Source organism: Mucilaginibacter angelicae, from assembly GCF_042434235.1.
Classification (GTDB): domain Bacteria; phylum Bacteroidota; class Bacteroidia; order Sphingobacteriales; family Sphingobacteriaceae; genus Mucilaginibacter; species Mucilaginibacter angelicae.
Genome location: NZ_JBHLTS010000072.1, coordinates 23826 through 50677, shown reverse-complemented (window position 1 = coordinate 50677; position 26852 = coordinate 23826). Strand labels below are relative to the sequence as shown.

The 26852-nt window shown below is 44.4% G+C and carries 21 protein-coding genes; 6 read left to right on the top strand and 15 right to left on the bottom strand.

The genetic code is table 11. The features are described from left to right. Window positions 1-71 precede the first annotated feature (71 nt). From tal to ACFFGT_RS23455, 5 genes are all read right to left on the bottom strand, one after another. Window positions 72-1160: a transaldolase gene (tal, locus tag ACFFGT_RS23475; RefSeq protein ID WP_377024953.1), complete on the bottom strand. Its 1089-nt coding sequence runs from the start codon at window positions 1158-1160 to the stop codon at window positions 72-74. Window positions 1161-1308: 148 nt separating this feature from the next. Continuing rightward, window positions 1309-2070 (bottom strand): ribose 5-phosphate isomerase A, encoded by a 762-nt coding sequence (gene rpiA / locus ACFFGT_RS23470; RefSeq protein WP_377024952.1) that lies wholly within the window; start codon window positions 2068-2070, stop codon window positions 1309-1311. Window positions 2071-2090: 20 nt separating this feature from the next. After that, entirely contained in the window at window positions 2091-4094 is a 2004-nt protein-coding gene (gene tkt / locus ACFFGT_RS23465; protein ID WP_377024951.1) for a transketolase, read from the bottom strand. Window positions 4095-4122: 28 nt separating this feature from the next. Continuing rightward, window positions 4123-4878 (bottom strand): ROK family protein, encoded by a 756-nt coding sequence (locus ACFFGT_RS23460; RefSeq protein ID WP_377024950.1) that lies wholly within the window; start codon window positions 4876-4878, stop codon window positions 4123-4125. 242 nt (window positions 4879-5120) lie between these two features. Further along, on the bottom strand, window positions 5121-7505 hold the full coding sequence (locus ACFFGT_RS23455) for an alpha-L-rhamnosidase-related protein (protein ID WP_377024949.1): 2385 nt from the start codon (window positions 7503-7505) through the stop codon (window positions 5121-5123). Window positions 7506-7661: 156 nt separating this feature from the next. Between ACFFGT_RS23455 and ACFFGT_RS23450 the strand changes: the two genes are divergently transcribed. Then, window positions 7662-10070 (top strand): DUF2339 domain-containing protein, encoded by a 2409-nt coding sequence (locus ACFFGT_RS23450; protein ID WP_377024948.1) that lies wholly within the window; start codon window positions 7662-7664, stop codon window positions 10068-10070. Next, on the top strand, window positions 10063-11280 hold the full coding sequence (locus ACFFGT_RS23445) for a hypothetical protein (protein ID WP_377024947.1): 1218 nt from the start codon (window positions 10063-10065) through the stop codon (window positions 11278-11280). Before ACFFGT_RS23450 ends, ACFFGT_RS23445 begins: the two co-directional genes overlap by 8 nt. A gap of 172 nt (window positions 11281-11452) precedes the next feature. On the opposite strand, the gene ACFFGT_RS23440 is transcribed toward ACFFGT_RS23445, so the two are convergent. Together ACFFGT_RS23440 and ACFFGT_RS23435 are read right to left on the bottom strand one after the other, a co-directional pair. Beyond that, the gene (locus ACFFGT_RS23440; RefSeq protein ID WP_377024946.1) at window positions 11453-12382 is read right to left on the bottom strand and encodes a TIGR01777 family oxidoreductase; all 930 of its coding nucleotides are present in this window, start codon (window positions 12380-12382) and stop codon (window positions 11453-11455) included. A 2-nt stretch (window positions 12383-12384) separates the two neighbouring features. Next, window positions 12385-13206, bottom strand: coding sequence for a DCC1-like thiol-disulfide oxidoreductase family protein (locus ACFFGT_RS23435; protein ID WP_377024945.1), 822 nt, complete (start codon window positions 13204-13206; stop codon window positions 12385-12387). 386 nt (window positions 13207-13592) lie between these two features. On the opposite strand from ACFFGT_RS23435, the gene ACFFGT_RS23430 reads away from it, so the two are divergent. Genes ACFFGT_RS23430 through xrtN form a run of 4 tightly spaced genes read left to right on the top strand, consistent with a single transcriptional unit; the run spans window position 13593 to window position 18392 of the window. Continuing rightward, complete coding sequence (locus ACFFGT_RS23430) at window positions 13593-14210, top strand: hypothetical protein (protein WP_377024944.1); 618 nt, start codon at window positions 13593-13595, stop codon at window positions 14208-14210. Next, window positions 14207-14509: a winged helix-turn-helix domain-containing protein gene (locus ACFFGT_RS23425; RefSeq protein ID WP_243484673.1), complete on the top strand. Its 303-nt coding sequence runs from the start codon at window positions 14207-14209 to the stop codon at window positions 14507-14509. Before ACFFGT_RS23430 ends, ACFFGT_RS23425 begins: the two co-directional genes overlap by 4 nt. Before the next feature lie 51 nt (window positions 14510-14560). Beyond that, window positions 14561-17056: an XrtN-dependent VIT domain-containing protein gene (locus ACFFGT_RS23420; RefSeq protein WP_377024943.1), complete on the top strand. Its 2496-nt coding sequence runs from the start codon at window positions 14561-14563 to the stop codon at window positions 17054-17056. Beyond that, a complete protein-coding gene (xrtN, locus tag ACFFGT_RS23415; RefSeq protein ID WP_377024942.1) occupies window positions 17037-18392 on the top strand; it encodes an exosortase N in 1356 nt (451 codons plus the stop codon). The genes ACFFGT_RS23420 and xrtN overlap by 20 nt, the downstream gene beginning before the upstream one ends. Before the next feature lie 285 nt (window positions 18393-18677). Here xrtN and ACFFGT_RS23410 read toward each other — a convergent pair whose 3' ends face one another. From ACFFGT_RS23410 to feoB, 8 genes are all read right to left on the bottom strand, one after another. Next, window positions 18678-19355 (bottom strand): energy transducer TonB, encoded by a 678-nt coding sequence (locus ACFFGT_RS23410; RefSeq protein ID WP_377024941.1) that lies wholly within the window; start codon window positions 19353-19355, stop codon window positions 18678-18680. Window positions 19356-19547: 192 nt separating this feature from the next. Continuing rightward, on the bottom strand, window positions 19548-20255 hold the full coding sequence (locus ACFFGT_RS23405; protein ID WP_377024940.1) for a peptidoglycan DD-metalloendopeptidase family protein: 708 nt from the start codon (window positions 20253-20255) through the stop codon (window positions 19548-19550). 9 nt (window positions 20256-20264) lie between these two features. Next, the gene (rbfA, locus tag ACFFGT_RS23400) at window positions 20265-20642 is read right to left on the bottom strand and encodes a 30S ribosome-binding factor RbfA (protein ID WP_090532309.1); all 378 of its coding nucleotides are present in this window, start codon (window positions 20640-20642) and stop codon (window positions 20265-20267) included. Window positions 20643-20742: 100 nt separating this feature from the next. Next, on the bottom strand, window positions 20743-21108 hold the full coding sequence (locus ACFFGT_RS23395) for a hypothetical protein (RefSeq protein WP_377024939.1): 366 nt from the start codon (window positions 21106-21108) through the stop codon (window positions 20743-20745). Window positions 21109-21123: 15 nt separating this feature from the next. Beyond that, on the bottom strand, window positions 21124-22350 hold the full coding sequence (locus tag ACFFGT_RS23390) for an FtsX-like permease family protein (RefSeq protein ID WP_377024938.1): 1227 nt from the start codon (window positions 22348-22350) through the stop codon (window positions 21124-21126). 62 nt (window positions 22351-22412) lie between these two features. After that, window positions 22413-23051 carry an MBL fold metallo-hydrolase gene (locus ACFFGT_RS23385; protein WP_377024937.1) on the bottom strand — a complete coding sequence of 213 codons (639 nt, stop codon included), beginning with the start codon at window positions 23049-23051 and terminating at the stop codon, window positions 22413-22415. Between the two features lie 165 nt (window positions 23052-23216). After that, window positions 23217-23846, bottom strand: a complete 630-nt coding sequence (locus tag ACFFGT_RS23380) for a SprT-like domain-containing protein (RefSeq protein ID WP_377024936.1) — start codon at window positions 23844-23846, stop codon at window positions 23217-23219. Window positions 23847-24726: 880 nt separating this feature from the next. Beyond that, entirely contained in the window at window positions 24727-26841 is a 2115-nt protein-coding gene (gene feoB / locus ACFFGT_RS23375) for a ferrous iron transport protein B (RefSeq protein ID WP_377024935.1), read from the bottom strand. Window positions 26842-26852 lie beyond the last annotated feature (11 nt).

Below are 26852 nucleotides of genomic sequence, written 5' to 3'. Positions count from 1 at the left end.
AAAGTCTTTAGTCTTAAGTTCTAAATCAAAAGTTTCGACTTAGAACTCAAGACTTTCGACTAAAGACTTAATTACTTGTTTTTTTGTGTTTCGATAGCGTTCAACAGCTTTTCAAATGGCTTGTTGAATTTCTCGATGCCTTCGTCTTCTAACTGCTGGGTTACAGCAGCAAGGTCGATACCTAAAGAAGGCAATTTAGCTAAGGTCTCGGTAGCTTTATCTAAACCGGCTTCCAAAGTGTTAGCTGCAATACCATGATCACGGAAAGCTTCAACAGTTTCCAAAGGAACGGTATCAACAGTATCCGGGCCAATCAGGGCCTCAACATATTTGGTATCTTTAAATGCAGGGTTTTTGCTGCCGGTACTTGCCCATAGCAAACGCTGTGGTTGCGCGCCCTGGTCAGCAAGTTTTTGCCACCTTTCGCCGCTGAATACCCTTTTGTAAATTTCGTATGCTTTTTTTGCTGATGCGATAGCAACTTCGCCATATAATTCTTTTTCGCCTTTAGCTTCGATGATCGGGTCAACAACCACGTCAATACGGCTCAGGAAGAAACTTGCTACTGATGCAATGTGAGCAATTTTATGACCGGCGGCCAAATGCTCTTCCAAACCTGCAATGTAGGCTTCAGTTACTTCTTCGTAACGCTCTAAACCAAACAGCAGGGTAACGTTGATGTTGATACCTTTTGCAATTGATTGCTGGATAGCAGCAAGACCTGGTTTAGTACCAGGGATTTTGATCATTACGTTTTCGCGGTCAACTTTTTTCCAAAGTTCTTCGGCTTGTTTAGCAGTACCTTCGGTATCTAAGGCCAAAAACGGAGAAACCTCAAGGCTTACATAACCATCAACTTTGTTCGACTCTTCGTAAACACCTTTAAACAGGTCGGCGGCAGCCTGGATATCTTTAACAGCAATTTCAAAAAACAGCTTTTCGTTATCGCTTTCAGATTTAAGGGCAGCAATATCAGCATCATAATCAGAACTGCTGCTGATAGCTTTTTCAAAAATTGCAGGGTTTGAAGTAACACCGCGAACGCCGTCAACATCAATTAATTGTTTAAGTTTTCCTGAAGAGATGATTTCACGGTCAATAAAATCAAGCCAGATGCTCTGACCGAAACCATGTATCTGTGCTACGTTATTAGTTGCCATAATAGGGTTTGTTTTTGTGTGTTTAATTAATTTTTTTAAAAGCGCGATGAAGGTAGCAAAAATCGCTACCAAATCGGTCTGTTATGTAAAGTTCTTAATAAGTACGCCAGCAATTGTAAGATTTATATCATAGTTTGTTAACATACAATCAACTGTTTGAAGCCATGATTATATTCAGGTTATAACCGATAAAAAGCCCGCTCTCAATCACTCCTGTTATCGATTTGATATCCTTTTCAAAGCTTTTTCCAATTTCATCAAACTTGCAATCCAGTACCAGGTTGCCGTTCTCTGAAATTATGGGGCCGTCTTTACCTTTTGCCGGCCTGATGGCTATTTCGGTAGCTCCCAAACTTTTCAGTTCCTTTTCCACATAGGGCAGGGCCTGCGGGAAAACCTCGATAGGCACCGGGAATTTCGAGCCTAATTTATCAACCATTTTTGAATCGTCAACTATAATGTAGCTAACCACGCTTGAGCTGATGAGCAACTTCTCTTTAAACATGGCCCCACCGCGTCCTTTAATCAGACTTTGATCGGGGTCAACCTCATCTGCGCCGTCAAACAGCCAGTCGGGTTTGTGTTCATAAAGGGTTGTCATGGGCAGGCCCAGCTTACTGCAAAACATAGAAAGCTCTACCGAAGTGGGGATAGCCTTTACATTCAGTTTTTCATCTTTTACCCTTTGGGCAATTGCCACCAAAGCCATGTACGATGTTGAACCCGAGCCCACACCTATAATATCGCCATCCTTTACTTTTGCCGCAATTTCGGCCGCTACCTTTTGTTTGCCTTCGATGTTGATGATCTTATCGGCCCACTCCAGGTTATTTATCAGGTTGCTGTTCCAGTTCATGTTAGGGTGAATGGAGAGCGGTGAGTGGTGAGTGGTGAATAGATAACTACTCACCGCTCACTATTCACTACTCACTATAATAATGCTTTCGCTTTTTTAACAACGTTATCAACAGTGAAACCGAAGTGTTTATAAAGATCTTCGGCAGGGGCCGATTCACCAAAGGTGGTCATGCCCAGCATATCGCCTTCATCGGTAGTATATTTATGCCAGCCCATTGGCGATGCCATTTCAACAGCTAAACGTTTTTTGCTTGCTTTAGGGAATACCGACTCTTTGTAAGCCTCATCCTGTTTTTCAAACAATTCCCATGATGGCATACTTACCACGCGGGTTGAAATACCTTCTGCTTCCAGTTTAGCCTGCGCATCCATGATCAGCGCAACTTCAGATCCGGTAGCCATCAGGATCAGATCAGGGCCTTTGCTGCCCTCAGAAAGAATGTAAGCACCTTTTTCCAGGTTTTCGGCTTTGCCGTATTTATCCTGGTCAAGGATAGGTAAACCCTGGCGGGTGAAGATCAATACAGTTGGACCGCCTTTTTTCTCGATAGCAACACGCCATGCATGCGCACTTTCGTTGGCATCAGCCGGGCGGATCACGGTTAAGTTTGGTATAGAACGTAAAGAAGCAAGCTGTTCAATAGGCTGGTGGGTAGTACCATCCTCACCTAAGCCGATACTGTCATGCGTATAAACAAAAATCGGGTTTATTTTCATAATGGCAGCCAAACGGATTGGCGGGCGCATATACTCAGAAAACATGAGGAAGGTAGCGCCGAAAGGCAGCAGGCCTTTAGTCAAAGCCATACCATTCAATGCCGACCCCATGGCATGCTCGCGGATCCCGAAGTGGAAATTGCGGCCTGCACGGTTTTCTGAAGTAAATGAATCGTATTCTTTCAGGTTAGTTTCGGTTGATGGGGCAAGATCGGCAGCACCACCTATCAGGTTTGGCAATGCAGGAGCAATGGCGTTTAATACTTTGCCTGATGCCTGGCGGGTTGCCATTTTAGGGTCGGAACCTTTAAATACAGGCAGTTTATCTTTCCAGCCTGCAGGAAGCTCACCTTTAGCGGCAGCTTCATATTCGGCAGCCAGCTCAGGGAATTTTGCTTTATAATCGGCAAAAAGCTTATTCCATTTTTCTTCAACAGCTGCTCCGCGTGCACCTTTAGTATGGTAGTAATCCAACACCTCGTCAGATACGTTGAATGACTTATCAGGATCAAAACCGAAGAATTGTTTTACCAATTTAATTTCGTCGGCCCCCAGTGGAGAGCCGTGTGAACCTGCAGTTCCAGATTTATTTGGACTACCGTAAGCAATCAGAGAACGAACACGGATAAATGACGGTCTCTGAGTTTCAGATTTGGCATTGATAATAGCCAGTTCAAGTGCATGGATATCATTAACGTCGCTAATATCCTGCACATGCCAGCCGTATGAACGGAAACGGGCGCTTACATCTTCAGTAAAGGCAATATCGGTGCTGCCTTCAATAGAGATGTGGTTATCATCATATAAATAAATAAGGTTACCCAATTGCAGGTGACCTGCTAATGATGCTGCTTCAGAAGTAACACCTTCCATTAAATCGCCATCGCTGCAGATGGTGTAAATATGGTAGTTAAATAACTCAAAGCCTGGCTTGTTGTAACGGGCAGCAAGATGTTTTTGCGCTATACCAAAGCCCACTGCATTAGCAAAGCCCTGTCCCAGCGGACCGGTGGTTACTTCAATGCCAGGAGCCAAACCATATTCCGGGTGACCGGCGGTTTTGCTGTTAAGCTGACGGAATTGTTTGATATCATCTAAAGAAAGATCATAGCCTGTTAAATACAAAAAGTTGTACTGTAAAATACAAGCGTGGCCTGCTGAAAGGATAAACCTGTCGCGGTTTGCCCAATCAGGGCTTTTAGGGTTGTAGTTCATGAACTTTGTCCATAAAACATGGCCCATTGGCGCAAGCGCCATAGCTGTACCAGGGTGGCCTGAATTTGCTTTTTGCACTGCATCGGCTGCCAATACCCTTACGGTATCTATCGCCAATTTTTCTATGTCTTGTTTGCTTTCCATTTTATTGTCGGTATTGTAGTTTTTTGTTTTATTCGGTTGGTTTTACTTTAGCGCGTTTAGTTTTGCCTTCACCCTCGTTGAGCCAAAGCCTTGCACCGCCTTTGATCCCATCGGCATTGGTAACAATCTTCATATTTTTATCAAGCTTAAAAGTAAGCTCATCTGAATTGCCGCCGCCAATATATAAAGTATCGTAATTAAATACGGTTTTCAATATTTTGAAAACCTTTTTCATGCGTTTGTTCCATCTTTCCTTACCTTCTTTTTCTAAAGCCTTTTCACCTATATAGTTATCATAGGTAATGCCCTCCTTTATCGGGAGGTGGGCAAGCTCAAAATGGGGCAATAAATGACCGTCCATTAACAAAGCGGTACCAAAACCTGTACCCAGTGTTATCACCATTTCCAAACCTTTGCCGCTTACAACGCCAAGGCCCTGCATATCGGCATCATTAACCACTTGCGCCGGTTTGCCAAGCGCTTTTTCCAATTTCTTGCTTAAATCAACATCAGCCCAAAAATCAGTACCAAGGTTAGGCGCAGTTTTAACAACTCCATTTTTTACGTAACCCGGAAAACCAACCGAGATCTTATCATATGCAGGAAAATCCTTTACGAGGGTATTGATAGTTTTAATAACATTTTCGGGATTTGCAGGAGCCGGAGTAGCAATTTTGTCATACTCCATCTTTAATTCCCCTTTTTTGTTCAGGATAGTGGCTTTGATGTGTGAACCACCGATATCGATTGAGAGAACCCTTAGTTGGGATGGTGTGTTTTTCATTTAGCGTAATTTATTTAGCTGGTTAGTAATTTGGTGAACCCCTTAGTTCCCAGCGCATAAATATCACATTTTAATAATATCAAATTGTTAAATAATGTGATAAAATCAATTTATCACTCTGCAGCAACGGAGGTAAAGTTAGCGTTGCTTTTATTTACCCAACCAATTTTTAAAAGTATTTTACTTATGCGTGGCAAAATCAATGTAATTAAGGTAAAATGTTAATAACCTCGTTAATTTTTTTAAATAATTAAACTGTTATTACCTGTTTTTAGCGTAAAAGTTTTCCCTTTCCACACAAAAATGCCCGATGTGTTTTTTGGAAGCGCTATATTGATGCTCCATTTCCCTTTTTCAAACACATATTTAGCATAAACCTTCCCGTTAGGATGCGGTATTTCGCCGCTGATATTTTTGATCTGACCCAAATGCGGCTCAATTTTTATTTTGCTGAAACCCGGTGCATAAGTATCCACACCTAAAATGGTACGGTAAAACTCAATGTTAGGGCTTGCGCCCCAGGCATGGCAGTCGGACCGGTTATGGTCAAGGTCGGAGATCTCGGCCCAGGTGGTTAAACCCATTTTAATATTATCCCGCCAAATGTTGAGCCAGTTTAAATAATCATCGCCCAAACCACCCTTTACCATAGCCTGGTGCAGGTAGTATTTAAAGTAAATAGTGCATTTGGTGAGTGCGGTATCGTTCAGTAATTTTAAACTCAGCTCATGTGCCGTAGCGCCATTTACCATTCCTGCTAATACAGCTATGGAATTAGTATGCTGGGAGAATAGTTGCTTATCCTCGGTATCGGCATAAAGTTTTTTACCTGCATCCCAGTATTTGCTTTGAATAGCGGTTTCCAATTGTGCGGCTTTGGCTTTATACATTGCCGCAAATGCAGGCATCCCCATTTTTGCTTCCATTTCGGCCGCCTGCTGATAAGCCCACATCAGCTGCAGGTCTAATATGGCCGATGTGCCTTTGGCGCTTTTTGGCGCCTGGCCAAAATCCCAGCCTTTATCATTCACCCAGTCAACAAATGTCCAGTAGGGCGTATCTTTTAAAGAACCATCGGCCTGCTGGTATTTGCTGAAAAAGTTGAGTACATCGCGCATGCCCGGCAGCTTGTCCTTAATATATAAACTGTCGGGCCGGTACATCCAGTAATCATGCAGCATACCTATATACCATAAGGAAAAGGTGGAGATAATTTGCGGTGAGAATGAGGGATGACGGCTCAGCGTGATCCCTTCGGCCAGCCGTGAATGATCCATCTGGTTGATGGCGTTGCGCACCAGCCTATCATCACCGCTGTTATAAAAGGATACCAGCGCCTGGATGCGGGTATCGCCTACGTATTGCAGCTGTTCATAATAGGGGCAATCGGTATAGGTTTCGCCGGCGCAAAGGCGGGCGGTGCGCCAGCCGATATCCAGCATTTGCTGCATTTCGGGATTGGGCGTTTCCAGTTTGGCGTTCAGCTTAAATGGATAGCCGGTAAACGTTCCGTAAATATCATCAATAATCAGCGGCTCATCTTTGGTTGTTATTTTAACTTCAACATACCTGAAGGTGCGCCAGGTTAGGGTAGTAAATGAATTACCGGCAGCACCATCGGCAATGATACTATCCCGGCGGCCTACGAAGATCTTTCCATCCACATCATTCCGGTTGCCTTTAACTGTGCCTTCGGGGCCGGTCAGTGTTTTAAACAGCGATTCGGTATAACTGATGCCAATGCCTGCATTTTTCCCCCTGCTGAAGTTAAGTGTTAAAAATGCGTTGGTTAAATACGTTTGATCAAGTATTAAAGTAGCTGAAGTATGAGCTGGGACGGTGATTTCTGTTTTGCCTGCAGGGAATGATGATGGTACACTTACACCATCTGCCTTTCTTAACACCGGGATCCTTTGTGTGGTCATTTCCATGGGCGGGATGGACGATGGCACCAGCATCCAGCCAAAAGCATTGGTTACTCCCTTGGGGTTCCCGTTATCAATACGGATGGCATTTTTCCAGTTGGTGTCGTCGAGCCCTGCCGTGTTCCAGTCTTTAACTGATTGGTTTAAATCGATCCGCTCGCCCGGCCCGGCAACATAGTAAGGGTGCCAGCCGATACCGGTAATAGGTAGAAATGATTTGTCGCGGATCCCTTTCCAGGTTTTATTGGTATTGATAAGTTCCTCATTTGGAGTATCGCCCTGCATAATAAACCCTGTTTGTAGGGAGATCTGTGCTTCGGGACGGTAATCGCCATCGTTCCAAACTACGGCAGCTATGAGGTTTTTTCCTGCCACGAGATACGGGGCAAGGTTAACCGTTTCGTAATTCCAATAATAGGTATCACCACGGGCCGGGCCTAATGAAACCAGCGTTTGGTTAACATAAAGCTTATAGCGGTTATCGGCAGATACATGGACGATAAATGATGAAGGCTTAGCTGCAAGCTCGACGCTTTTCCTGAAATAATAAACGCCGTAATCTTTCAGTGATTCACCCGGAACGGTGATCCATGAGGCTTTCCATTGATGATTTAAAAGCGCTGGATTTATGTTTTGTGCATAAGCGGATGCTGCAATAAAAAGAAAAAATGCAAAAAAGCTGCGCTTGAAAAATATCTTCATGAAACAGTGCGGTTTATGGGTGAGTGGTAAATGCTGCACAGCTAAATTACAATTAAAGCGGGATTTAATTTATATGCAATAGGTTTATTGATTAAAAGGCCAGATAGTGGAATATTTTATAATTCCGTTATCTTTATTTTTTACAAACCTAAAACTATGGATGTATTAGCCGTTGTCTTATTAGTGGTTGTCATTATAATGATGCTGAACCACAAGGGCAGTTTAAACAATAAGATCAGCGATCTTGAACTTAAAATACACGATTTAAAGCGCCTTGTTGAGCAGCTTAAGATAACCCGGATAGTTAGTGAAGACGTTAAACAGGTTGAAACGCCCAAGCCGGCAATCAGCGAACCGCCACCTGCGCCGCTGCCTGAAATCCCTGTTGTTAAACCCCAGCCCCCTGCCGGGCCTGAGATAAAACCACAGCCACCAATCCTCAAACCTGAAGAAATTGAAAGGCAGTACGAAGTTATTGAAGATAGCCTGTCAACCATCCATCGCCCCATAAAAACACGCGATTTTGGGCCCGCAAAACCTTTAGAACCCAAACCATCTTTCTTTGAGCGCCACCCCGACCTGGAGAAATTCATCGGCGAAAACCTCATCAATAAAATAGGTATAGCCATTCTGGTGCTGGCCATTGGTTTCTTTGTAAAATACGCCATTGATAACGACTGGATCGGTCTCGTAGGCCGCGTTGGTATCGGCATTCTTTGCGGCGGTATCCTGATTGGTGTTGCCCATATGCTCCGCAATAGTTATAAGGCATTTAGTTCGGTGCTTGTAGGCGGCGGTCTGGCAGTGTTTTACTTTACCATAACGCTGGCATTTCAGCAGTTTCACCTGTTTAGCCAAACAACGGCCTTCGTCATTTTAATTGTGATCACCATTTTTGCGGTGCTGCTTTCCTTGTTGTACGATAAACAGGAGCTTGCTGTAATTGCTTTGGTTGGCGGCTTTGCCAGTCCTTTTATGGTAAGCAATGGCAGCGCCAATTATAACGGCTTGTTTATTTACCTGCTGATATTAAATACCGGGCTGCTCATTATTGCTTATTACAAAGCATGGCGGGTACTCAATATCGTATCGTTCGGGTTTACGGTCATTGTTTTTTCAACGGTGCTGTATACGCTTACGCCGGCTACTTACCATTTTGGTTTTATTTATGCCAGCATTTTTTACGCGCTTTACTTTGTTATTAACATAGCTAACAACGTGCGCGAAAACAAAAAATTCATCGCTTCCGATTTCAGCATCCTGCTTATCAATACCGGTTTGTATTTTGCTGCCGGCCTGTACCTGTTAACCATGATGCATGATGAGCAGTACCGGGGCTTATTTTGCGTGAGTTTGGCTGTTGTAAACCTGGTGCTGTCATACATCCTGTTCCGCAATCGTAAGGTGGACACCAATATCCTGTACCTGCTTATTGGCATTACGCTAACCTTTATTTCGTTAGCTGCACCAATTCAATTGCATGGCAATAACATCACTATTTTCTGGGCTTCAGAAACGGTATTGCTGTACTGGCTTTACCTGCGCTCGGGGATTCAATTGATGAAATTTACCTCCGTTTTTCTGTGGATAGCCATGTTGCTAAGTTTATCGATGGACCTTTACCAAACCTATTATAACTACAGTGAAAGCCTCACTATAATAGCTAACAAAGGTTTCATCACTACTGTTTTTGCTGCCATCAGTTCAGTTTTACTTTCGATACTGGTTAAAAGGGATTCAACGAAACAGCTGCATACCGAAGTTTTTACAGAGCAGCTTTTCGGCGTGGCAGCGCTTGTGCTTTTATATTTAAGCGGCTTATTGGAAATCAACCACCAGTTCCTGAACCATTACCCGGGCACCGGGCTTAATGTTTTATACTTGATGGTTTATACGCCTGTGTTCGTGTTTATTTATTATACGCTGTCAGCTAAAATACAGGTCATCAACTTTGCCGGTGGTGTGAAACTTACCATTCTGCTCATCTGTGTAATTATTTACCTGGTGCTTACACCACAATACTATTCACTGCAGCATTTAATGCTTGAAGGCGGCAAACCATCAGCCAGTCATTTTATAGCACACTGGATAGGCGCTGTATTTATTGGTCTGCTGTTTTACAGGGTGATCCGCCTGTGCCAGCAAACCATGGACGAAAGCCTGAAGAAAGTATTTACCTGGGCATTAAGTGCAGGCGTTGTTTTGTTTTTAAGCTTTGAAGTAAGCCTGATGAGCAACCTCCTATTCTTTAGTAGAGCAAACCCCATTGATCAAATAGAAACCGTGTATGTAAAAACCGGTTTACCTGTATTATGGGGGTTGTTTTCCTTCGCGCTGATGTGGCTGGGGATGCAATACAAGCTGCGGGTAATGCGGGTGGCCTCGTTAACGCTGTTCTCGCTTACTTTATTAAAACTATTTTTGTTCGATATTAAAAACATCCCGGTTTGGGGTAAAATAGCTGCTTTCTTTTGTTTGGGGGTACTGCTCCTTATTGTTGCATTTATGTACCAGCGAACAGCAAAAAAATCCATTGCCGATGATGAAGCTAAAAAAAATGAATAGGCTAACACTTTTTATACTGCTGCTTTGCGGGGCGATATTACCTGCATCGGCACAAAAAAACTTTAAATATAAAGCCGCGCTGCAAAAAATTGACAGCACCGGCTTTTACCGCATTGGCCTACAACCCGGTTTGGTAGCGAAAGCCAAACCCGATCTGTCGGATCTCCGTATTGCCGATGCAAAGGGCAACTTTGTGCCATACATCCAGGCGGGCAGCCTCCCGCAAAAAAGCCAGAAAAGTTTTGTTATTTTTCCGGAGATAACCAACACACCAAAAACGGATACCAGCACCGTTTTCATTATCGAAAATAAAACTGGGCTGGTGCTCGACCGCCTCTGGATCCGCCTGCAAAACACCGCTGTGAAACGCAAAGTGAACTTACTGGGCAGCGACGACCTGAGCCAGTGGTTTGCCATACAGGAAGATATCCCGCTGCAGGAAGCTGTACAAAACAGTGAGGGCACTTACCTGCAATCGTTATCCTTCCCGGCCAGTAATTACCGTTACCTCAAAATCCAGGTAAACGACAAGAACAAAAACCCGGTTAAATTTTTGCAGGCAGGCATTTATACCGAATACGCATCGACCGCTCAAAGCTATACTGCGATTGCGCCTGTAAATGTTATCCGCGCGGACAGTAATAAAACCAGCTTTATTGATATTAAGCTGAATGATAACTACCAGGTAAACAGGCTGCATCTCAACATCAGCGCGCCGAGGTATTATAAACGCGGCGTTGCGGTTTACCAGTTTGTAAACAACGGTAAAGAGCTGTTGAGCGAAGCCGAACTCTCATCAGGTAAAGATCCCGACATGCTCATCGCCGCCAAAACCAATCACCTGCTGATAGAGATAAGCAATGGCGATAACCAGCCGCTGAACATCGGGGAGATCAAAGCTTATCAATCCGACGAATACCTGATCAGCTACCTGGAGGCGAAGCAAAGCTACCAGTTTTTGGTTGGCGATTCATCGGCACAGGCACCGGAATATGATCTTAAGTTTTTTGCAGATAGCATCAGGGGGAACACTCCTGTTATAAAGCACAACCCTGTTGTTAAAAATATCGGCTACTCTGTGACGGTAAAACTGGCCGGGAAGGATTATACGGTGCTGATTTGGGTTGCGATCATTGTTTCATTAGGCTTGCTGTTGTTTTTGACTTTGAAGATGATCAAGGAGGTTAAGAAGAAGGAAGGGGAAAAGTAAACGCTATTAAAATAAACCCATGCCATTGCGAGCGTAGCGCGGCAATCTCGTAGCTATACAGAGCGGATTTGCTTATCGAATAGTAAAACGACGAGATTGCCGCGTCACCCCCATCACTCATTCCCCCGCTGTTCCTCGCAATGACATTTTGGGAGTTTGTTTCATTAACTAACTACTCCCTTACACTCAAAATATCATGCACCGCATACTCCGCTTTTTCATATTGAAATTTAAAGCCACTATCTAATAATCTTTTAGGCATTACCCAGCGGCTTTTTAATATCAGCTCGGTTTCGGTACCGATTACAATAGCCCCAACCTCCAGTAACCATTGCGGGGCAGGCAAACCAAAAGGTGCACCATAGGCCTTGCGGATGGCATGCATCATATCTGTGTTTTTGGCACCTTCGGGGGCAGTACAGTTAAATACGCCTTTCAGTTCGGGATGATCCAGCAGCCATTGGGTACTGCGGGCTACATCATGCTCATGTACCCAGGCCATGTATTGTTGTCCGTCGCCCTGTTTACCGCCGAGGCCAAACCTTACTAAATTCAATAATCGCGGGAAAACGCTGTCGCTTCTGCCAAGCACAATGCCCATGCGCAAGGCAATTTTGCGGGTATGGGGCGTATCGGTTTTAAAAAAAGTACTTTCCCAGATATTGCAAACATCAATAGAAAAGCCATAACCTATTTCGCCGGTTTCCTCATCCTGCGGGTGATCTTCGGCATGGCGGTAAATGGTGGCAGAGGTTACATTGATCCAAACTTTTGGAGGGTTAACCATTTTATGGATCACCCTGCCCAGCAATTCGGTAGGTACCACCCTTGAGCGGATGATCTCCCTTTTATTTTTTTCGGTGTAGCGGCAGTTTACATTTTTGCCGCAAAGGTTTATCAGCATATCGGCGCCGGCAAGGTGTACTGTCCAGCCTGCTTCGTTTTCGCCATCCCAAAGGGCGGTATGCACATTGCCGTTTACCGGTTTTTGTTTACGGGCGAGGATGATCACTTCATCTGCCAAATTGCGGTAGTATTTAGCCAGTACCGTACCGAGGTAACCGTTGCCACCCGCCAGTACAATTTTTTTATAGGGTTTCATGATCAGTTAAGGTTTAAAATCAATAACAATAAAACTATGCGGTAGGTTACCCAGGTGATGGTGAGCACCCAGCCAAGCCCCAGTAATTTGGTACGCCGAATGTGTTCCAGGAACATCAAGCCGGCAACTGCCATAAAGTACAAAGCATAAACCGCCGGACCGAATTGAAAAAAGTGGCTCACAGCCAAACCTGTCAGCAGTAATAAACTACCCGCAAAAGAGATGGTCATCATGTTGCCGAGGTAGGTCCACAGGTTACGGCGGTCAAAGCTGCATATGGCTGCTCCCTGGAAAATGATTTGCCCGCCACAGATCAGGTATTCACGATATGGATTGCCCAATGGCACCAGGCCAACAAGCAGGTGAGCATAGCCGGTTAAAATAAACCCGGTGCAAAACCAGGTAAACAGCAAATACAATAAGCGGTAGTGAAGCTTAAATGTGGGCTGATATTCAAAACCGGTTTCGGCCGCGGGGATAATAACCCGGCGGTTGTATGATATAAAGGCATAAAGCTTGCTCATGAGCCAGATGAATGGCTTAAATGCAAACAGAGGAGTAAATATCGGCCAGGTATTGGCAATTATTTTGAACAGGCTTTTAACGCCATAGGTAACTTCACCGCTTTCCAAATCAATCAAAGCTATTTCATTAACTGCCCGTTGCCTGTCATAAACAGGGCAGGTACTGGTATGTGCTTCTTGCTGGTATGAAGAGCGGCCATTATGGTCAAGCATCCCGGTTTTAACAAAAGCGTGGGTATAAACACGGCACATGGGGCATTCGGCATCAAACAGGATCATGTGGTTCTTGAGCATTTTCATAACTTTCAGCGTTTTCTGAAACAAATATACAATATATTTTAAACTTTCAATAAATACTGAAAATTAAATTCATGTCAATCTGGTTATAAATAACATCTTAAAAAAGCTTTTAAAACGAATTTGTCATTTCGACAGAGCGGAGCTGGGTTGAGCAACGGGGCGAGGGAGAAATCTTATACGCCATGCTCTAAACCTTGCATGAGGCTCTACTGCGCGTATAAGATTTCTCCTCACCCCAACCACAAAACCTTCGCCGGTTCGTTCGAAATGACATGAAGGTTAATTATTAAATGGTAGTAAACTATTAAATGACTAATAAAAAATATTCTCTCGCCCCCTTGCAGAATCAAATCTTATCTTTAACTTTGAACAACAAAGTACTTTTAATGAAAGATCAAGACATTCATGCAGAATTAAGTTCCATCCGCAACCTGATGGAGCGTTCGGCCAAGTTTATTTCTCTCAGCGGCCTTTCGGGAGTAATGGCCGGGATCTACGCGTTTATTGGCGCGGGGATAGGATATAAATTACTTCAGGGCGAATATGCTGCACTTAGGGAGCGCCATACCTATAACGAAGAATTACTGATCATCAAATTATTTATCGTAGCTGTAGCGGTTCTTGTGCTTTCTATCGGTACGGGGATCTGGCTTTCGGTACGCAAAGCTAAAAGAACCGGGCAATCGGTTTGGAATGCCGGCAGCAAACGCCTGCTCATTAATATGGCCATCCCGCTGGTAAGCGGCGGCCTGTTCACTTTGATACTCGTTTACCGTGGTTATTATGGTGTTGTGGCGCCGGCTACAATGATATTTTATGGCATGTCGTTAGTTGCGGGCAGTCATTATACATATTCGGGTATTAGGAGCTTGGGGATATTGGAGATTTTATTAGGTTTGCTTTGTGCTGTAATGCCGGGCTACGGCTTAATTTTCTGGAGTATTGGTTTCGGTCTGCTCCACATTATTTATGGTACAGTAATGCATTTTAGATACGATAAGTGAAGATATCATTAGATCAGTTTGATAAAGCCTTTGAAAACCGCATCCGCCTGCAAATCATGAGCGTATTGGTTGCCAACGAAAGCTACGACTTTAACTCGCTTAAAGAATTGCTTGACCTTACCGACGGCAACCTGGCATCGCACCTGAAAGCGTTGGAGAAGGAAGAATACATCCAGGTGCAAAAAACTTTCATAGGCCGCAAACCCAATACCCGTTACCTGGCATCCGAAAAAGGCCGCGCCGCTTTCCGGCTGCACCTGCTTGCCCTCGAAAATTTAATCAAACAACAAAAACTATAATTTTTTTTATTCATATACTTTGAATTACAAAGTACTTTTAAAACAACAAATATGAAAAACCTTAAAGCAATCCTATATCACGATAGTGTACTAAAACTTGGCCTAATCCTAATCACTATATCTGCCGGTCTCTTCTTTATTGAAGAGTCCGGTCTTTTTGAAGTATCGGAAGGTGCAGCGTTTTCTATTTTCTTTTGTAATTACTTCCTCTCTGTATTCTATTTCTTCGCAATGATAAGATACCGAAAAGAGCTCCGCTATTGGGCCTTGCTCCTTGTATTATGGTTCATCAGCGCGTTCGCCCTTAACCTCGGTATGAATGTATTTGACAAATCAGTCACCTGGTTATGCGTTTTGATCTGCCTGTCATGCGTTGCCCTTATACTCTCCGTTTTTATGGATGAACTTGGCCAGAAATTGAAACATGTTGTCGTATTTTTACTGGGCTCGGCTTTTGTGCTATTTGTATATTACAGTATTTACCTAACCTCCATGTATCTCATCGGCATTTTTGCCGCTATTGTAATTGGCCTGTCCCTGCATGTTTTTGTTCCGGCCGGTCTGGCTATAGTTACCTTCATAACAATAAAAAAGGCGGTGCAGGGAAGCCGTTCACTGAAGGTGGCCGCGGCAACCGGTGTATTAATCCCTATTATAGCATGCAGCATATTTATATGGCAATGGAAAAGCATTAACAATCAGGTTAACCTTGCTATCAATCACAATACTCTATCTGAAGGCAAGCTGCCAACCTGGGTAGTGATCAGTCAAAACATCCCCAAAAATGCGCTGGCCGAACGCATTATTAAAGCAGGCATTGTATACAAAACAGCCAACCTGAGTGATAACTGGTTTTGGGGCGACTGGAATAAAGCTTCATTTGATGAACCCAAAAAGCATGACCCATTTGTGGTAATAGCAAGCCTGTTTGGCGGCGACTTAAACCTCGATGAAAAGGAACGGATAAAAATACTGGAAGCCCTGTATGATTCACGCCACCAGGCACAGGAGCGGCTTTGGAACGGCGATAAGCTGAAAACCGCCAATGTGATCACCAATGTGAAGATCTTCCCGGAATACCGCCTGGCCTATACCGAAAAAACACTGACCGTACACAATACAGGAACTCATGGCTGGTGGGGCAGAGGTGAAGCCATTTATACATTCCATGTACCCGAAGGTTCGGTTGTTAGCTCTTTATCTTTATGGATAGATGGCAAAGAGCAGAAATCAAGATTGACCACCAAAGCTAAAGCCGATTCGGCATACCATCAGATCGTGGGCGTTGAGCAGCATGACCCATCGGTAATTCACTGGCAGGAGGGCAATACTGTAACGGCACGGATTTTCCCCTGTACTCCTGAAGAAAACCGCAAGTTCAGGGTAGGTATTACAAGTCCGCTGCGCAAGCAAGGTGATATGCTTACTTATGAAAGCAGCTATTTCGATGGCCCATCGCCCGAAAGCGCTGCCGAAGCTGTCCAGGTATCATTTTCCAAAAAACCCGAAGGTCTGAACATGCCAAACTTTGACGAGATCAGCGAGGGCATTTATACTGCCGACCGGCTTTATCAGCCCGATGAACAGATCACCTTTAAAGCCCCGCCGCTTGCCGGTGTACCATTTGCATTTGCCGGCAAGGGTTATCAGCTCAAAGATTATCAGCCGCAAACCACAAGCTTTAACCCCGAAGCCATCTATCTCGACCTGAATGCAAACTGGTCGGCCAGCGAACTGAACGAACTTTGGCCTGCCATCAAAACAAAAAAGGTATACTATTACGATGGTAAGCTGGAAACCCTAACGGAGGAAAATCGCGACAATGTTTATAGCAGGATGAGCAAACTCAATTTCAGCATGTTCCCTGTTAATGAGATCAAACACCCCGAAAGTTCATTGCTCATTACCAAATGCGCTGAAACCTCGCCCAACCTGCACGATCTTGACGAATCAGACTTTGGCAAAGCGCTGACTGCTTATCTGCCCAATGCAAAACCATTGCAGCTATACAATATCGGCACAAGCCTAACACCCTATTTAAAAGCGTTGAAAGAGATGCGGGTATTCACCTATAACGAGGGCGATGCAACCACGCTGCAAAGCCGCGTCGCTAAACATGAATTTACCCGCTCGCAGGAAGATTCAACCCATGTAGTGCTTGCCCAATCGGGCCTGGTTATTGAACAAACTGCCGATACATTAAAAACCGGCAATGCCCCCGATCACCTGTTACGCCTGTTTGCTTATAATGATATTATGAAAAAGGTGGGGCCGCATTATTTTGATAAAACTTATGTGCAGTCTGATATTATCGATGAAGCTAACCAGGCTTTTATAGCATCGCCTGTTTCGAGCCTTATTGTACTGGAAACCCAAAAAGATTATGAGCGCTTCGGGATTGATGAAAACAAGAACAGCCTTCAAAATGCATCAGCAAAATCATCGGGCGCAGTGCCCGAACCCGGTGAATGGCTGCTGATACTGGTTGTAATAGCGGTTATAAACTTCTTAGTATACAGGAGCAAGCATGTTCAGCCGGAGCTATAATTTGCAGGAGTATATACCATTTAAATTAACCGGCAGCAGGTTGATCATTAACAGCTGCTGGTTAATATATATTGGTATTGCAACGAGGCTATGTATCATTTATTTTAAATGGGACGCCAATATGCTGCTGGGCCTGGCGCTGATGCCTTATGTCTGCAAGGTAAAGCGCAGCGGCTTTTCATTAAGGTACTTAATTCCGGCAGTTCTCTTCACAGCAATAGCCGTTTACATTCCGGTTAAAACAAATTTGTTCCTGGCATTGCTATTTTCTGCATTGCTATTTTTCGAGAACCTGAAAGGAAAAATAAGCCTGGTATTGTTCCTGCTGCTCTTGCTCATCTCGCCGGCATTTGAGTATATCAGCAATACTTTTAGCTTTCCTTTACGGATCTGGCTAAGCGGGGTAGCGGCCTCCCTGCTTGCAGCAATGGGAATGGAGGCCAGTGCTGCTGGCAACATCATCCAGCTTAAAGGCTCCGAATTTGCTGTGGACCAGGCATGCGCCGGTCTGCATATGCTGGCTACCTCATTCATGATCTGCCTGTTCATGATAGCTCATTACCAGCGGCAGGCGGCAAAGCAATTGCACCTGATGTGGATCTTGTTTTTGTTGGTGTTTACTTTTGCGCTAAACATCTTGTGCAACCTTTGCCGCATCCTGCTGCTGGTATTTTTTAAAATACCGGCAGGCACCTTAATGCACGACCTAACCGGGATCATTTGCCTGCTCATTTATGTGGTATTGCCTTTACTATGCCTTTCTGCCTTCATATTAAAACGGGCCGAAAAGCCATACATCGATCCCCGGTTTTATAAAACTGTCAGACTGGCGCCGGATGAATTACGCTTCCCGCTGATCCACCTTGCATTGGCTGCCCTGCTGGTTGTGGTAACCTTCCACATCAAATCAATGGATGACCTGAATGATAAAAGCGTAAGTAATGTATCCCTAACCGGGTATAAAAAAGCGGTATTGGAAAGCGGGGTGATCAAATTTGAAAAAGCCGGTGCACTGGTTTACGTTAAACCGTCCCCCTTTTATTGCCCCGAGCACGACCCAATGATCTGCTGGCAAGGGAGCGGTTATGTTTTCAGCAAGATAAAAAAAGAAGTTATTGCCGGTCGCCAGGTTTACTTAGGCGAACTTACCAAGGCGAAGGATAAAATTTACGCAGCATGGTGGTTTGATAACGGCAGCATAAAATCTGTCAACGAGTTTGAATGGCGATGGGCAGCAGCAAAAGGGGGCAGGTTGTTTTATTTGGTGAATGTTAATGCCGCTACAGAGGCTGCGTTGCTGGAATCCGTGAAAAGTTTGCCGGCTATAAAACAATAGCGGCCATTTCCTTTCCGCTTCATAACAAAATCGCCTCATTGGTGTCTCGCAAAGGCGCTAAGACGCAAAGTTTTTAGATCAGGCTGAACTCGTTGCAAGCGAGCGCAAGATTAAGCGCATGATCAAACCATAAACTATGTCATTGCGAGGCACGAAGCAATCGCACGGAAGCATATTCGCCCTGTATAGTATGCGATTGCCGCGTCGCGCCCAGGCTCATTCCCGTTTCGCTCTTTGCAATGACATGGTGTTGATCTCCTTAATTACAAGCGAGTTGAATAGGGATTAAGGGGCTGCGCAATATTTCCTGATAAAATTATCGGCTTTATCGCTGCCTATGTTGCGGATAAAATTCCAGTCGTGGCAGGCGCCTTCTTTGTCGCCTTGTTTAAATTTTTCGCTGGCCTGGCTTAGTACATCGTTTATAAAGTCGTCATCGTAGCCAAGCTGTTTTTTGAGGTTAATGATGATAGCCTCTTTAGTGGTATCGGCCTTGCCTTTGTATTTGTTGCTGTAGTAATTAGTCACGGCGTTTTCCAGTTCCTGCTGTGCTTTATAGCTGGCAATGGCGCTTTGCATATCGCGGATATTGGCGGGCCCGCAGCGCGCAGGGTCGGGATCAAAACGGATGGGTTGTACAATGTTTGTTTTGGCATTATAACCCGCCGGGATCACCCATTGGCCCGATGTAAGTTTAATAACCCTTAAAGCCTCGTCGTCCAGGTCAATGCCGGGGCCATCCTGCACCTTGGCATCGTGTACTATACCGTCTTTATCAATTACAAACGAAACGTTGATACTGCCCGAAATACAGTTTTGCCGCGAGTATTCGGGGTAGATGATCTTTGCCTTCAGGAAATCATTAAGCGCCTGCTGTCCGCCTTTAAATGCAGGCTGCTGGGCAAATGAATTGCTTACTGTAAAAAGGAGCAGTGCGATATGGAGGTACAGCGCTTTAAGCATAGTATAAATATCGACAATAAATTGGGGATTATGTTTGGGAATTTTATTGGGTGGTGGTGCGAAAAAAGCGTCATTGCGAGGTACGAAGCAATCGCGAACTGTACAGGGCGGATTTGCGTAGCCCCTCTGCCTATCGGGGATTGCTTCGTACCTCGCAATGACGGGTGGAAATACCGGACTATTGCTATGCTCCTACCCCACATTCACCGCATCCGGAAACCTCAATATCAAACCCGGATCGGGGATATTCTTCTGCCAGATCTCTTTTTCCGAAAACTTGCACACGCCGGGGAAATCGCCCTGCCTGCCTTCCATATCAAACATTAGCTGGAAATGCAGGTGGGGCGGCCATTGACCATTTTCATTGGTATCACCAAAGGTTGCAATCTGCTGGTTTCTAAATATGGGCATGCCAATTGAAAGGCCTTCCAAACTTGTTCGGCTTAAATGACCGTACAGGCTGTAAAGGGTTAACCCATCCAAATCGTGCTGTAAAATAATGGTTGGGCCGTAATCACCAATGTTGTTGTTATCCCGGAAGCTATGCACAGCGCCGTCGAGCGGGGTGTATACAGGTGTTCCGGCATCGCACCAGATATCAACACCTAAATGCAGGCGCCGGGGCTCATCATCAGTATCAAAATGGCTGCTGAAGGCATAAATGGTGCGGTGCTCCATATACCCGCCAATGCCGTAACGGCAATTATTGTTAGTCAGTTTTTCATTGATCAACTGACTAAACATCGAAGGCCTGTTAAAAACCTCTGCCGTCAACTCTTTATTGGCGGCAGTAAGGTCAAAATGGTAAAGGCGGTCATGATCTGCATCAAAATCAACCACTTTGCCAATGGCTTCGGGATGATTATTGATGTAATTAGCAAACAGTGCGTGCCGATCCATTAAAAGCTATTAATTTTCTTCTGTATCGGGCTGACGCTCTTCTTTGCTGATCTTATCAAAGATCTTATCCATGCGTTCAACGTATTCGCTGGTATCGTCAACAAAAAACTCCAGCTGCGGAATGATCCTTACCTGGTCTTTAATCCGTGCGCCCAGCTTATACCTGATCTCCGAAGCGTGCGATTTGATGGTATGCAATGCGGTTTGCACATTAGGGTTACCTAAAAAGCTCAAAAATATACGGGCTATGGCCAAATCGGGTGTTACACGTACCTTGGTTATGGTTACCAGTGTATTAGGCAAATAATTCATGCCTTCACGCTGAAAAATAGCTGCAAGGTCTTCCTGTATTACTCCGGCAAATTTTTGCTGACGTTTTGATTCCATTGGTTGTTAGTTAACGCCGATAAGGCAGATGAGTATTTAATGCTTAATGCAAAAGCCTAAGTTATTGTTTTTGGCTTTTATTAACAATGGCGGCAGGGTGTTAATTACACACGTCCTGCGGTATCTCTTTGGTTATTTTTATTACTTTTTTTACAACAAGGGTGCTGTCATATTCCGATCCCATCCCTGCTTTGCCCGATTTTGATTTGATCCCTTCAACCTCTACGTAAACGGGTTCGTAAGGTTTCTCGAAATTGAGCTGCGAATACTGCAATTCAAGCTGGGCCGAACTGTCAACAGCCCAAAACTCCTGGCCGCTGTCGCAATCTTTAAATGATTTTATTTCGGGGCCGGCGCTGTATAAGCCTTTATAAAGCGTAACCTGCTCATTTTTATGGGTATCATTATTACATGCATAAACAGCAATAACAACAAGCAGTAAAACAAAAACTTTGATGTACCTCATACCCATTTAGCAAATTTACAAATCCTGTTTGATTTCATCCAATCCTTTAATACTTAAACGGGCGCTGATGCCGGCTGCAATTACCGAAATTCCTCCAACAGTTAACAGCACAAGGCCAAAATCCTTAATTTTAAGGTCGATAGGGTACGAGTCCAGCACCGTCATTTTGGCCCCCATTTTTATCCAGCCGTAATGCTGCTGCAGCAGGCAAAAAACGGTACCCAGCACTATGCCAATGATACAGCCTATAGCGGTAATCATCATCCCTTCAAAAAAGAAGATTCCCTGGATCATACGTTTGTTGGCACCCAATCCGCTTAAAATGGCTATATCCTTGCGTTTATCGATAACCAGCATGGTTAACGAGCCAATGATATTAAATATTGCGATGATAAGCACAAAGGTAAGGATCATGTAAACAGCCCAGCTTTCGTAATTAAGGGTTTTATACAATTCGCTGTTTTGTTCCTTGCGGTTTTTCACGGTAAAATCATTCCCTATTTTATCCTGGATGCTTTTTTGCATGGCATCGATATTGGTACCGCGTTTAAAATTAAGCTGGATAGAGGATACATTTACCGGCTGATCGAGCAGGTCGCGGGCAAACTCTATGGGGGTTACGGCTATATCATCAAACTCCTGCTGTATGGCAAACACGCCCGATGGGTTAATACTGCGCACAACAAATTCGTTTAAAGGATTGACCGAGTTTTCCGCATCACGCCGGGGCGAAAAGATCTGCATAGGCGAAAGCTCGTCATGAACATTAATACCCAGGCTGCCCTGTATGGTAGCGCCAATTACGGCAAAATTCTGGTTCCCGCTTTTCAACGTGAACGAGCCGCTGGCTATGGTGCTATCGAGCTGCGGATTTTTCAAAAAATCATCGCTCACACCCATTATAGTTCCTAAAAAGGGTTTATCGCCATACTTGATCAGGGCTTTTTCCTGCAGTACCTCGGTAAAGGAAAACACATGCGCATCTTTATGTAATGAAGCGAAGTAAGGCGTATTGGGGTTGAACGTTTTGCCCAGTTTGGTCTCTATCTTTATTTCGGGCGTAAAGTTGCTGTATAGCGACAGGATAACCTTTTCAAAACCATTGAACACCGAAAGGATGATGAGCAAAGCCGCACTGCCAATGAGTACCCCCAGCATGGAAATGCCCGAAATGATATTAATAGCATGCATTTTTTTGCCCGAGAACAGGTAACGCTTAGCTATGTAAATGGAGGTGTTCAATTGTGTTGGAGTTATACGTTCAGGTTTTACTTATGCTTGATAAAACGTTGCTAAGGCTTTAACTAAGTTAAAAACGGATTGTTTTGTTTTTCGTAACCGATGGTTGTTTCAGGGCCGTGGCCGGGATAAACGGTAACATCATCGGGCAGGGTGAACAGTTTTGTTTCGATATTATCTATCAGCTGGGTAAAGTTACCGCCGGGCAAATCCGTGCGACCGATACTTTGCCTGAACAATACGTCGCCGCCAATTAATATTTTATCATCCTTATCATAAAAGCACAAATGCGCAGGCGAATGGCCCGGTGCAAAGATCAGATGCAGCGTAGTGTTGCCAAAATGAATGACACCGGTTTCGGGCAAAAACTCATCGGGCATAGGCGATACATCATAGCGGAAACCCATAGATGGCGCATAAGCGACCACGGCAGCCAGTGTTTCCGATTCGCCAATGTGGAAACGGGGTTTAAGGCCGTACTGATCAAATATAAATTTATTACCCAGCACATGGTCAACATGGCAATGGGTGTTGAGCAGCATAACAGGCTTGAGGTTATTGCTTTTAATGAAGTTGACAACAGTGTTTTGCTCGGGGGCTGTGTACATGCCCGGATCAATGATCACACATTCGCCGGTTTCATCGTATAAGATATAAGTGTTTTCCTGGTAAGGGTTATTTACAAATGATATAACTTTTGCCATGCGGTAAAAGTACGGAATAAATTGATTGGGTGTTTCGGAATAAGATTGAGAGATCGTCATTGCGAGGCACGAAGCAATCGCGAACTATACAGAGCGGCTCTGCCAATCGGGGATTGCTTCGTGCCTCGCAATGACGGCCTTTATAAAAGGCTTCAATAAAACAATCTAAGCCGCTGTCGCACCCTCAATCAACTCCACCTCCGCTACCGGGCTAAACAGGTAGATGCGTTTGGTAGCAACCTCGGTACATTTAAACCGCTTGCGCAGCTTTTCATCCTTGCGGAACACTCTGCCATCCTTCAACTTAAATAATGCTTTAAGAGGGATCTTCTCTACCGTTAAAATTGCTTCCGATGCTTTCGGCGGATCGTATTTGCGCAATGAGCGGTACAGGTTAAGATCTGAGCAGCTTGATGCCGCGGGATTATCCAGGTAGTTTATGATAGCTTTTTTAACATCGGCCGGAAAAATTTCCTTTTCAAAAAATGGCTGCATCATTTTTTTGAAATTGTTTTTCCATTCTGTTCCGTGAGGCTTGGCTTTTTGCTTATGCTCGTTCCAGGTATGCAGGTGCGCAAACTCGTGTACCGTTGTTACCAGGAAAGCATATGGGTTAAGGTCATAATTAACCGAGATGCGGTGACCTTTGCCGCCGTAAGGCGAGCGGTAATCACCAAATTTACTGTTACGGTTACGCGAAATTTTAAATTCGCATTTGAAGTAGTCGATCCACCGGGCAATAAGCGGGGCTGCTTCTGCCGGTAAATATTTCTCTAAAACTTTTACTTTATCCAATTTTTACCTCAATACAAAAATAAGGATTTTTTGGCTTATAGTTTACAGATCGATAGTGCCTCAGTTTGAAATATGATGCTTAAATGAATTAAAGCTGAAATTACTTCATGCAAAAGTAGAGACCGATAACCGATAGTATTTGGATGCAAAAAACCACCGAAAGTCTCTTAAAGCCGTTTATTTTGAATGGGCCGAATATATAAACTGCCAAGGACAGCAAATATACCGCCAGTGCAAAGCCTGCAACTATTAAAAGATTTGGGCCTTCAGGGTCATTGAAAAAGAAGAATAGCGACCTTGAGCAAATAATGGCCGTTACCGCCAATAGTATTAATGAAATCTTTTTTGACTTAAAATATAAGTTTGGTGTGTTATTACCCATGTCCATAAGATGAGTATTTGTACAAATATAATAATGTCGCCGGAGACTTTTTATCTATTTACTTCTAATTAAAAACCATGTCATTGCGAGCGCAGCGTGACAATCGCACAGAAACACAGCCGCCCTGTTTAGTATGCGATTGCCGCGTCACCCCATCACTCATCTCCCACTGTTCCTTGTAATGACGTGATTTTAAGTTGTTGATTATTAGGTATGTTTTTTTGACAGATACTATAAATATGGGCGTTGCCTGCGGCCCGTGCTATCCGCTCATACTGCACAGGCATTAGCCACAAGGCCGGTATCCGCTACTATCACTAACGCGGCCCGCGCGCGCCATCGCTGAAATATATTTATACGTCATTACGGTTTTTCTCAGGGTTTCCCTGATGGTTCCTCGTGACATTTTGCGCCCTGCTGCCCAAAATCAGAGAATTCGAATAGCAATAAACTTTTACCATGAACCATCAACTATGATCCATGAACTAAACTAAAAAACTACTTCAACCAATGATATACTATAAACGATGCCGTATACGCCAGTGCAGTCATATAGGCAAACTGTGTTGCCGGCCATCGCCAGTCCTTGGTTTCGCGGTACACTACGGCTACAGTACTGGCGCACTGCATGGCGAAGGCATAAAACATCATGAGCGAAAAGGCCACGGCCAGCGTAAACACCGGCTGACCGGTTTGCGGGTTTTTAGCCTCGTGCATTTTTTGCTGTACCGATTGCAGCTTGTCGGCATCCCCTTCTACGCTGTAAATGGTTGCCATGGTGCCTACAAATACCTCGCGGGCGGCAAAGGAGCTGATGAGTGCTATGCCTATCTTCCAGTCGAAACCAAGGGGTTTAATAGCGGGCTCAATAATATGGCCGAATACACCGGCATAGGAGTTTTCCAGCTTTTCGGACGCGATAACTTTGGCAAGACTATCGGGCGTCATCGTTTTGGTATATTGCGGCTGACTGTAAGTTTTATCTATCCGCGCAAACCTGTCGCCGGGGCCGTATGATTTCATTACCCACAGGATCACCGATACGGCTATAATTACTTTACCAGCTTGCAGCACGAAAGTTTTTGAACGATCGTACATGGTAAAAATCACGTTCTTCCATCTTGGCATGCGGTAAACCGGCAACTCCATAATAAAGTAACCGCGTTCGCGTGCCTTCAGGATGAATTTCATTACAAAAGCCACAATAATTGCCGAAAAGATGCTGAGCACATACATGGCTGTAAGCGCCAGGCCCTGCAGGTTAAACACCCACCAAACATTGCGGTTAGGCACTACCAGCGCAATGAGCAGGGTATACACCGGTAAACGGGCCGAGCAGGCCACCAGGGGTGTAACCATGATGGTGATCATCCTGTCTTTCCAGTTTTCGATGTTACGGGTGCTCATGATGGATGGTACCGCACAGGCAAAACCGCCAATAAGCGGCACAACTGATTTTCCGTTAAGCCCTACCTTGCGCATTACTTTATCCATCATGAACGTAACGCGCGACATGTAGCCGGTATCTTCCAGAATAGAGATGAGTGCAAAAAGGATGGCTATTTGCGGTATAAATACCAGTACCCCGCTTAAACCGGCAAGCACACCATCAATGATCAGGCTGCTCAGCGGCCCGGCAGGCAATATTTTGGCAGCGCCGGCCTGCAGCCAGATGAACAGATCTTCGATGAGCGACATCGGGTAGGCCGACCATGAAAAAATAGCCTGGAATATGAACAGTAATATGGCGAAGAAAATGATAAAGCCAAATACCTTATGGGTAAGGATCTTATCTATTTTATTACTTACGGTTTCATCATGGGCCGTTTCCGGCTTGGTAACGGTATCGTAAAGCAGGTCGTTTATAAAATTATAACGCGCAATGGTTTCTGTTGCCTGTGCCTTTTGCGAGTGGAAGGAGTGTTCAAGCTCCAACTCTTCAATCCGGTCACTTTCGGTGGTTGAAAGATAGCTCAGTGTTTCGTGCTGGTGGGCAAGCTGAAGGGCTAAATAGGGGTTTTCAACCTGCATCTCCCCTTTTATTTGCGCTATGATTTCCGGCGCGATACTTTCAACATCAATAGTATCCTGCTGTAAAGCTATTTTATTGGCAAAAGCTATGGCGCTTTTCAGTTTATCAATACCGGTGTTTTTCCTGGCGGAGATAGATACCACGGGCACGCCCAGTTTTTTTGCAAAAAGATCGACATTGATTTTGATGCCTGCCTTTTCCGAAACATCAATCATATTGAGTGCAACCACTACAGGAATCTTAAGGTCGGCTATCTGTGTGTACAGCAGCAAATTACGCTTAAGATTGGATGCATCAAGTATAATGACGATCAAATCGGGCGTTAAGCCTTTTGATCTATCAGCTAATACCGAAAATACAACAGATTCGTCTTTACTTTTGGGATAGATGCTGTAGGTGCCCGGAAGGTCGACTATTTCGGCTGTGCGGCCATCAGGGAGCTGGCAAAGGCCTGTTTTTTTATCAACAGTAACCCCCGGAAAATTCCCGATCTTTTGATTTAACCCGGTGAGTATATTAAACAGAGTTGATTTACCGGTGTTGGGGTTTCCTACAAGTGCAACTCTTATATCGGCTTTCAATGCTTACAAAA

Excerpts from the sequence above, each read along its gene's own strand:
- ACFFGT_RS23410 (WP_377024941.1), bottom strand. The coding sequence starts at position 19,355 with ATGCTTAAAGCGCTGTACCTCCATATCGCACTGCTCCTTTTTACAGTA.
- ACFFGT_RS23445 (WP_377024947.1), top strand. The coding sequence starts at position 10,063 with ATGAATAGGCTAACACTTTTTATACTGCTGCTTTGCGGGGCGATATTA.
- ACFFGT_RS23440 (WP_377024946.1), bottom strand. The coding sequence starts at position 12,382 with ATGAAACCCTATAAAAAAATTGTACTGGCGGGTGGCAACGGTTACCTC.
- ACFFGT_RS23460 (WP_377024950.1), bottom strand. The coding sequence starts at position 4,878 with ATGAAAAACACACCATCCCAACTAAGGGTTCTCTCAATCGATATCGGT.
- ACFFGT_RS23395 (WP_377024939.1), bottom strand. The coding sequence starts at position 21,108 with ATGAGGTACATCAAAGTTTTTGTTTTACTGCTTGTTGTTATTGCTGTT.
- rbfA (WP_090532309.1), bottom strand. The coding sequence starts at position 20,642 with ATGGAATCAAAACGTCAGCAAAAATTTGCCGGAGTAATACAGGAAGAC.
- tkt (WP_377024951.1), bottom strand. The coding sequence starts at position 4,094 with ATGGAAAGCAAACAAGACATAGAAAAATTGGCGATAGATACCGTAAGG.
- xrtN (WP_377024942.1), top strand. The coding sequence starts at position 17,037 with ATGTTCAGCCGGAGCTATAATTTGCAGGAGTATATACCATTTAAATTA.
- ACFFGT_RS23435 (WP_377024945.1), bottom strand. The coding sequence starts at position 13,206 with ATGAAAATGCTCAAGAACCACATGATCCTGTTTGATGCCGAATGCCCC.
- tal (WP_377024953.1), bottom strand. The coding sequence starts at position 1,160 with ATGGCAACTAATAACGTAGCACAGATACATGGTTTCGGTCAGAGCATC.
- ACFFGT_RS23420 (WP_377024943.1), top strand. The coding sequence starts at position 14,561 with ATGAAAAACCTTAAAGCAATCCTATATCACGATAGTGTACTAAAACTT.
- ACFFGT_RS23430 (WP_377024944.1), top strand. The coding sequence starts at position 13,593 with ATGAAAGATCAAGACATTCATGCAGAATTAAGTTCCATCCGCAACCTG.
- ACFFGT_RS23405 (WP_377024940.1), bottom strand. The coding sequence starts at position 20,255 with ATGGATCGGCACGCACTGTTTGCTAATTACATCAATAATCATCCCGAA.
- ACFFGT_RS23385 (WP_377024937.1), bottom strand. The coding sequence starts at position 23,051 with ATGGCAAAAGTTATATCATTTGTAAATAACCCTTACCAGGAAAACACT.
- ACFFGT_RS23455 (WP_377024949.1), bottom strand. The coding sequence starts at position 7,505 with ATGAAGATATTTTTCAAGCGCAGCTTTTTTGCATTTTTTCTTTTTATT.
- ACFFGT_RS23450 (WP_377024948.1), top strand. The coding sequence starts at position 7,662 with ATGGATGTATTAGCCGTTGTCTTATTAGTGGTTGTCATTATAATGATG.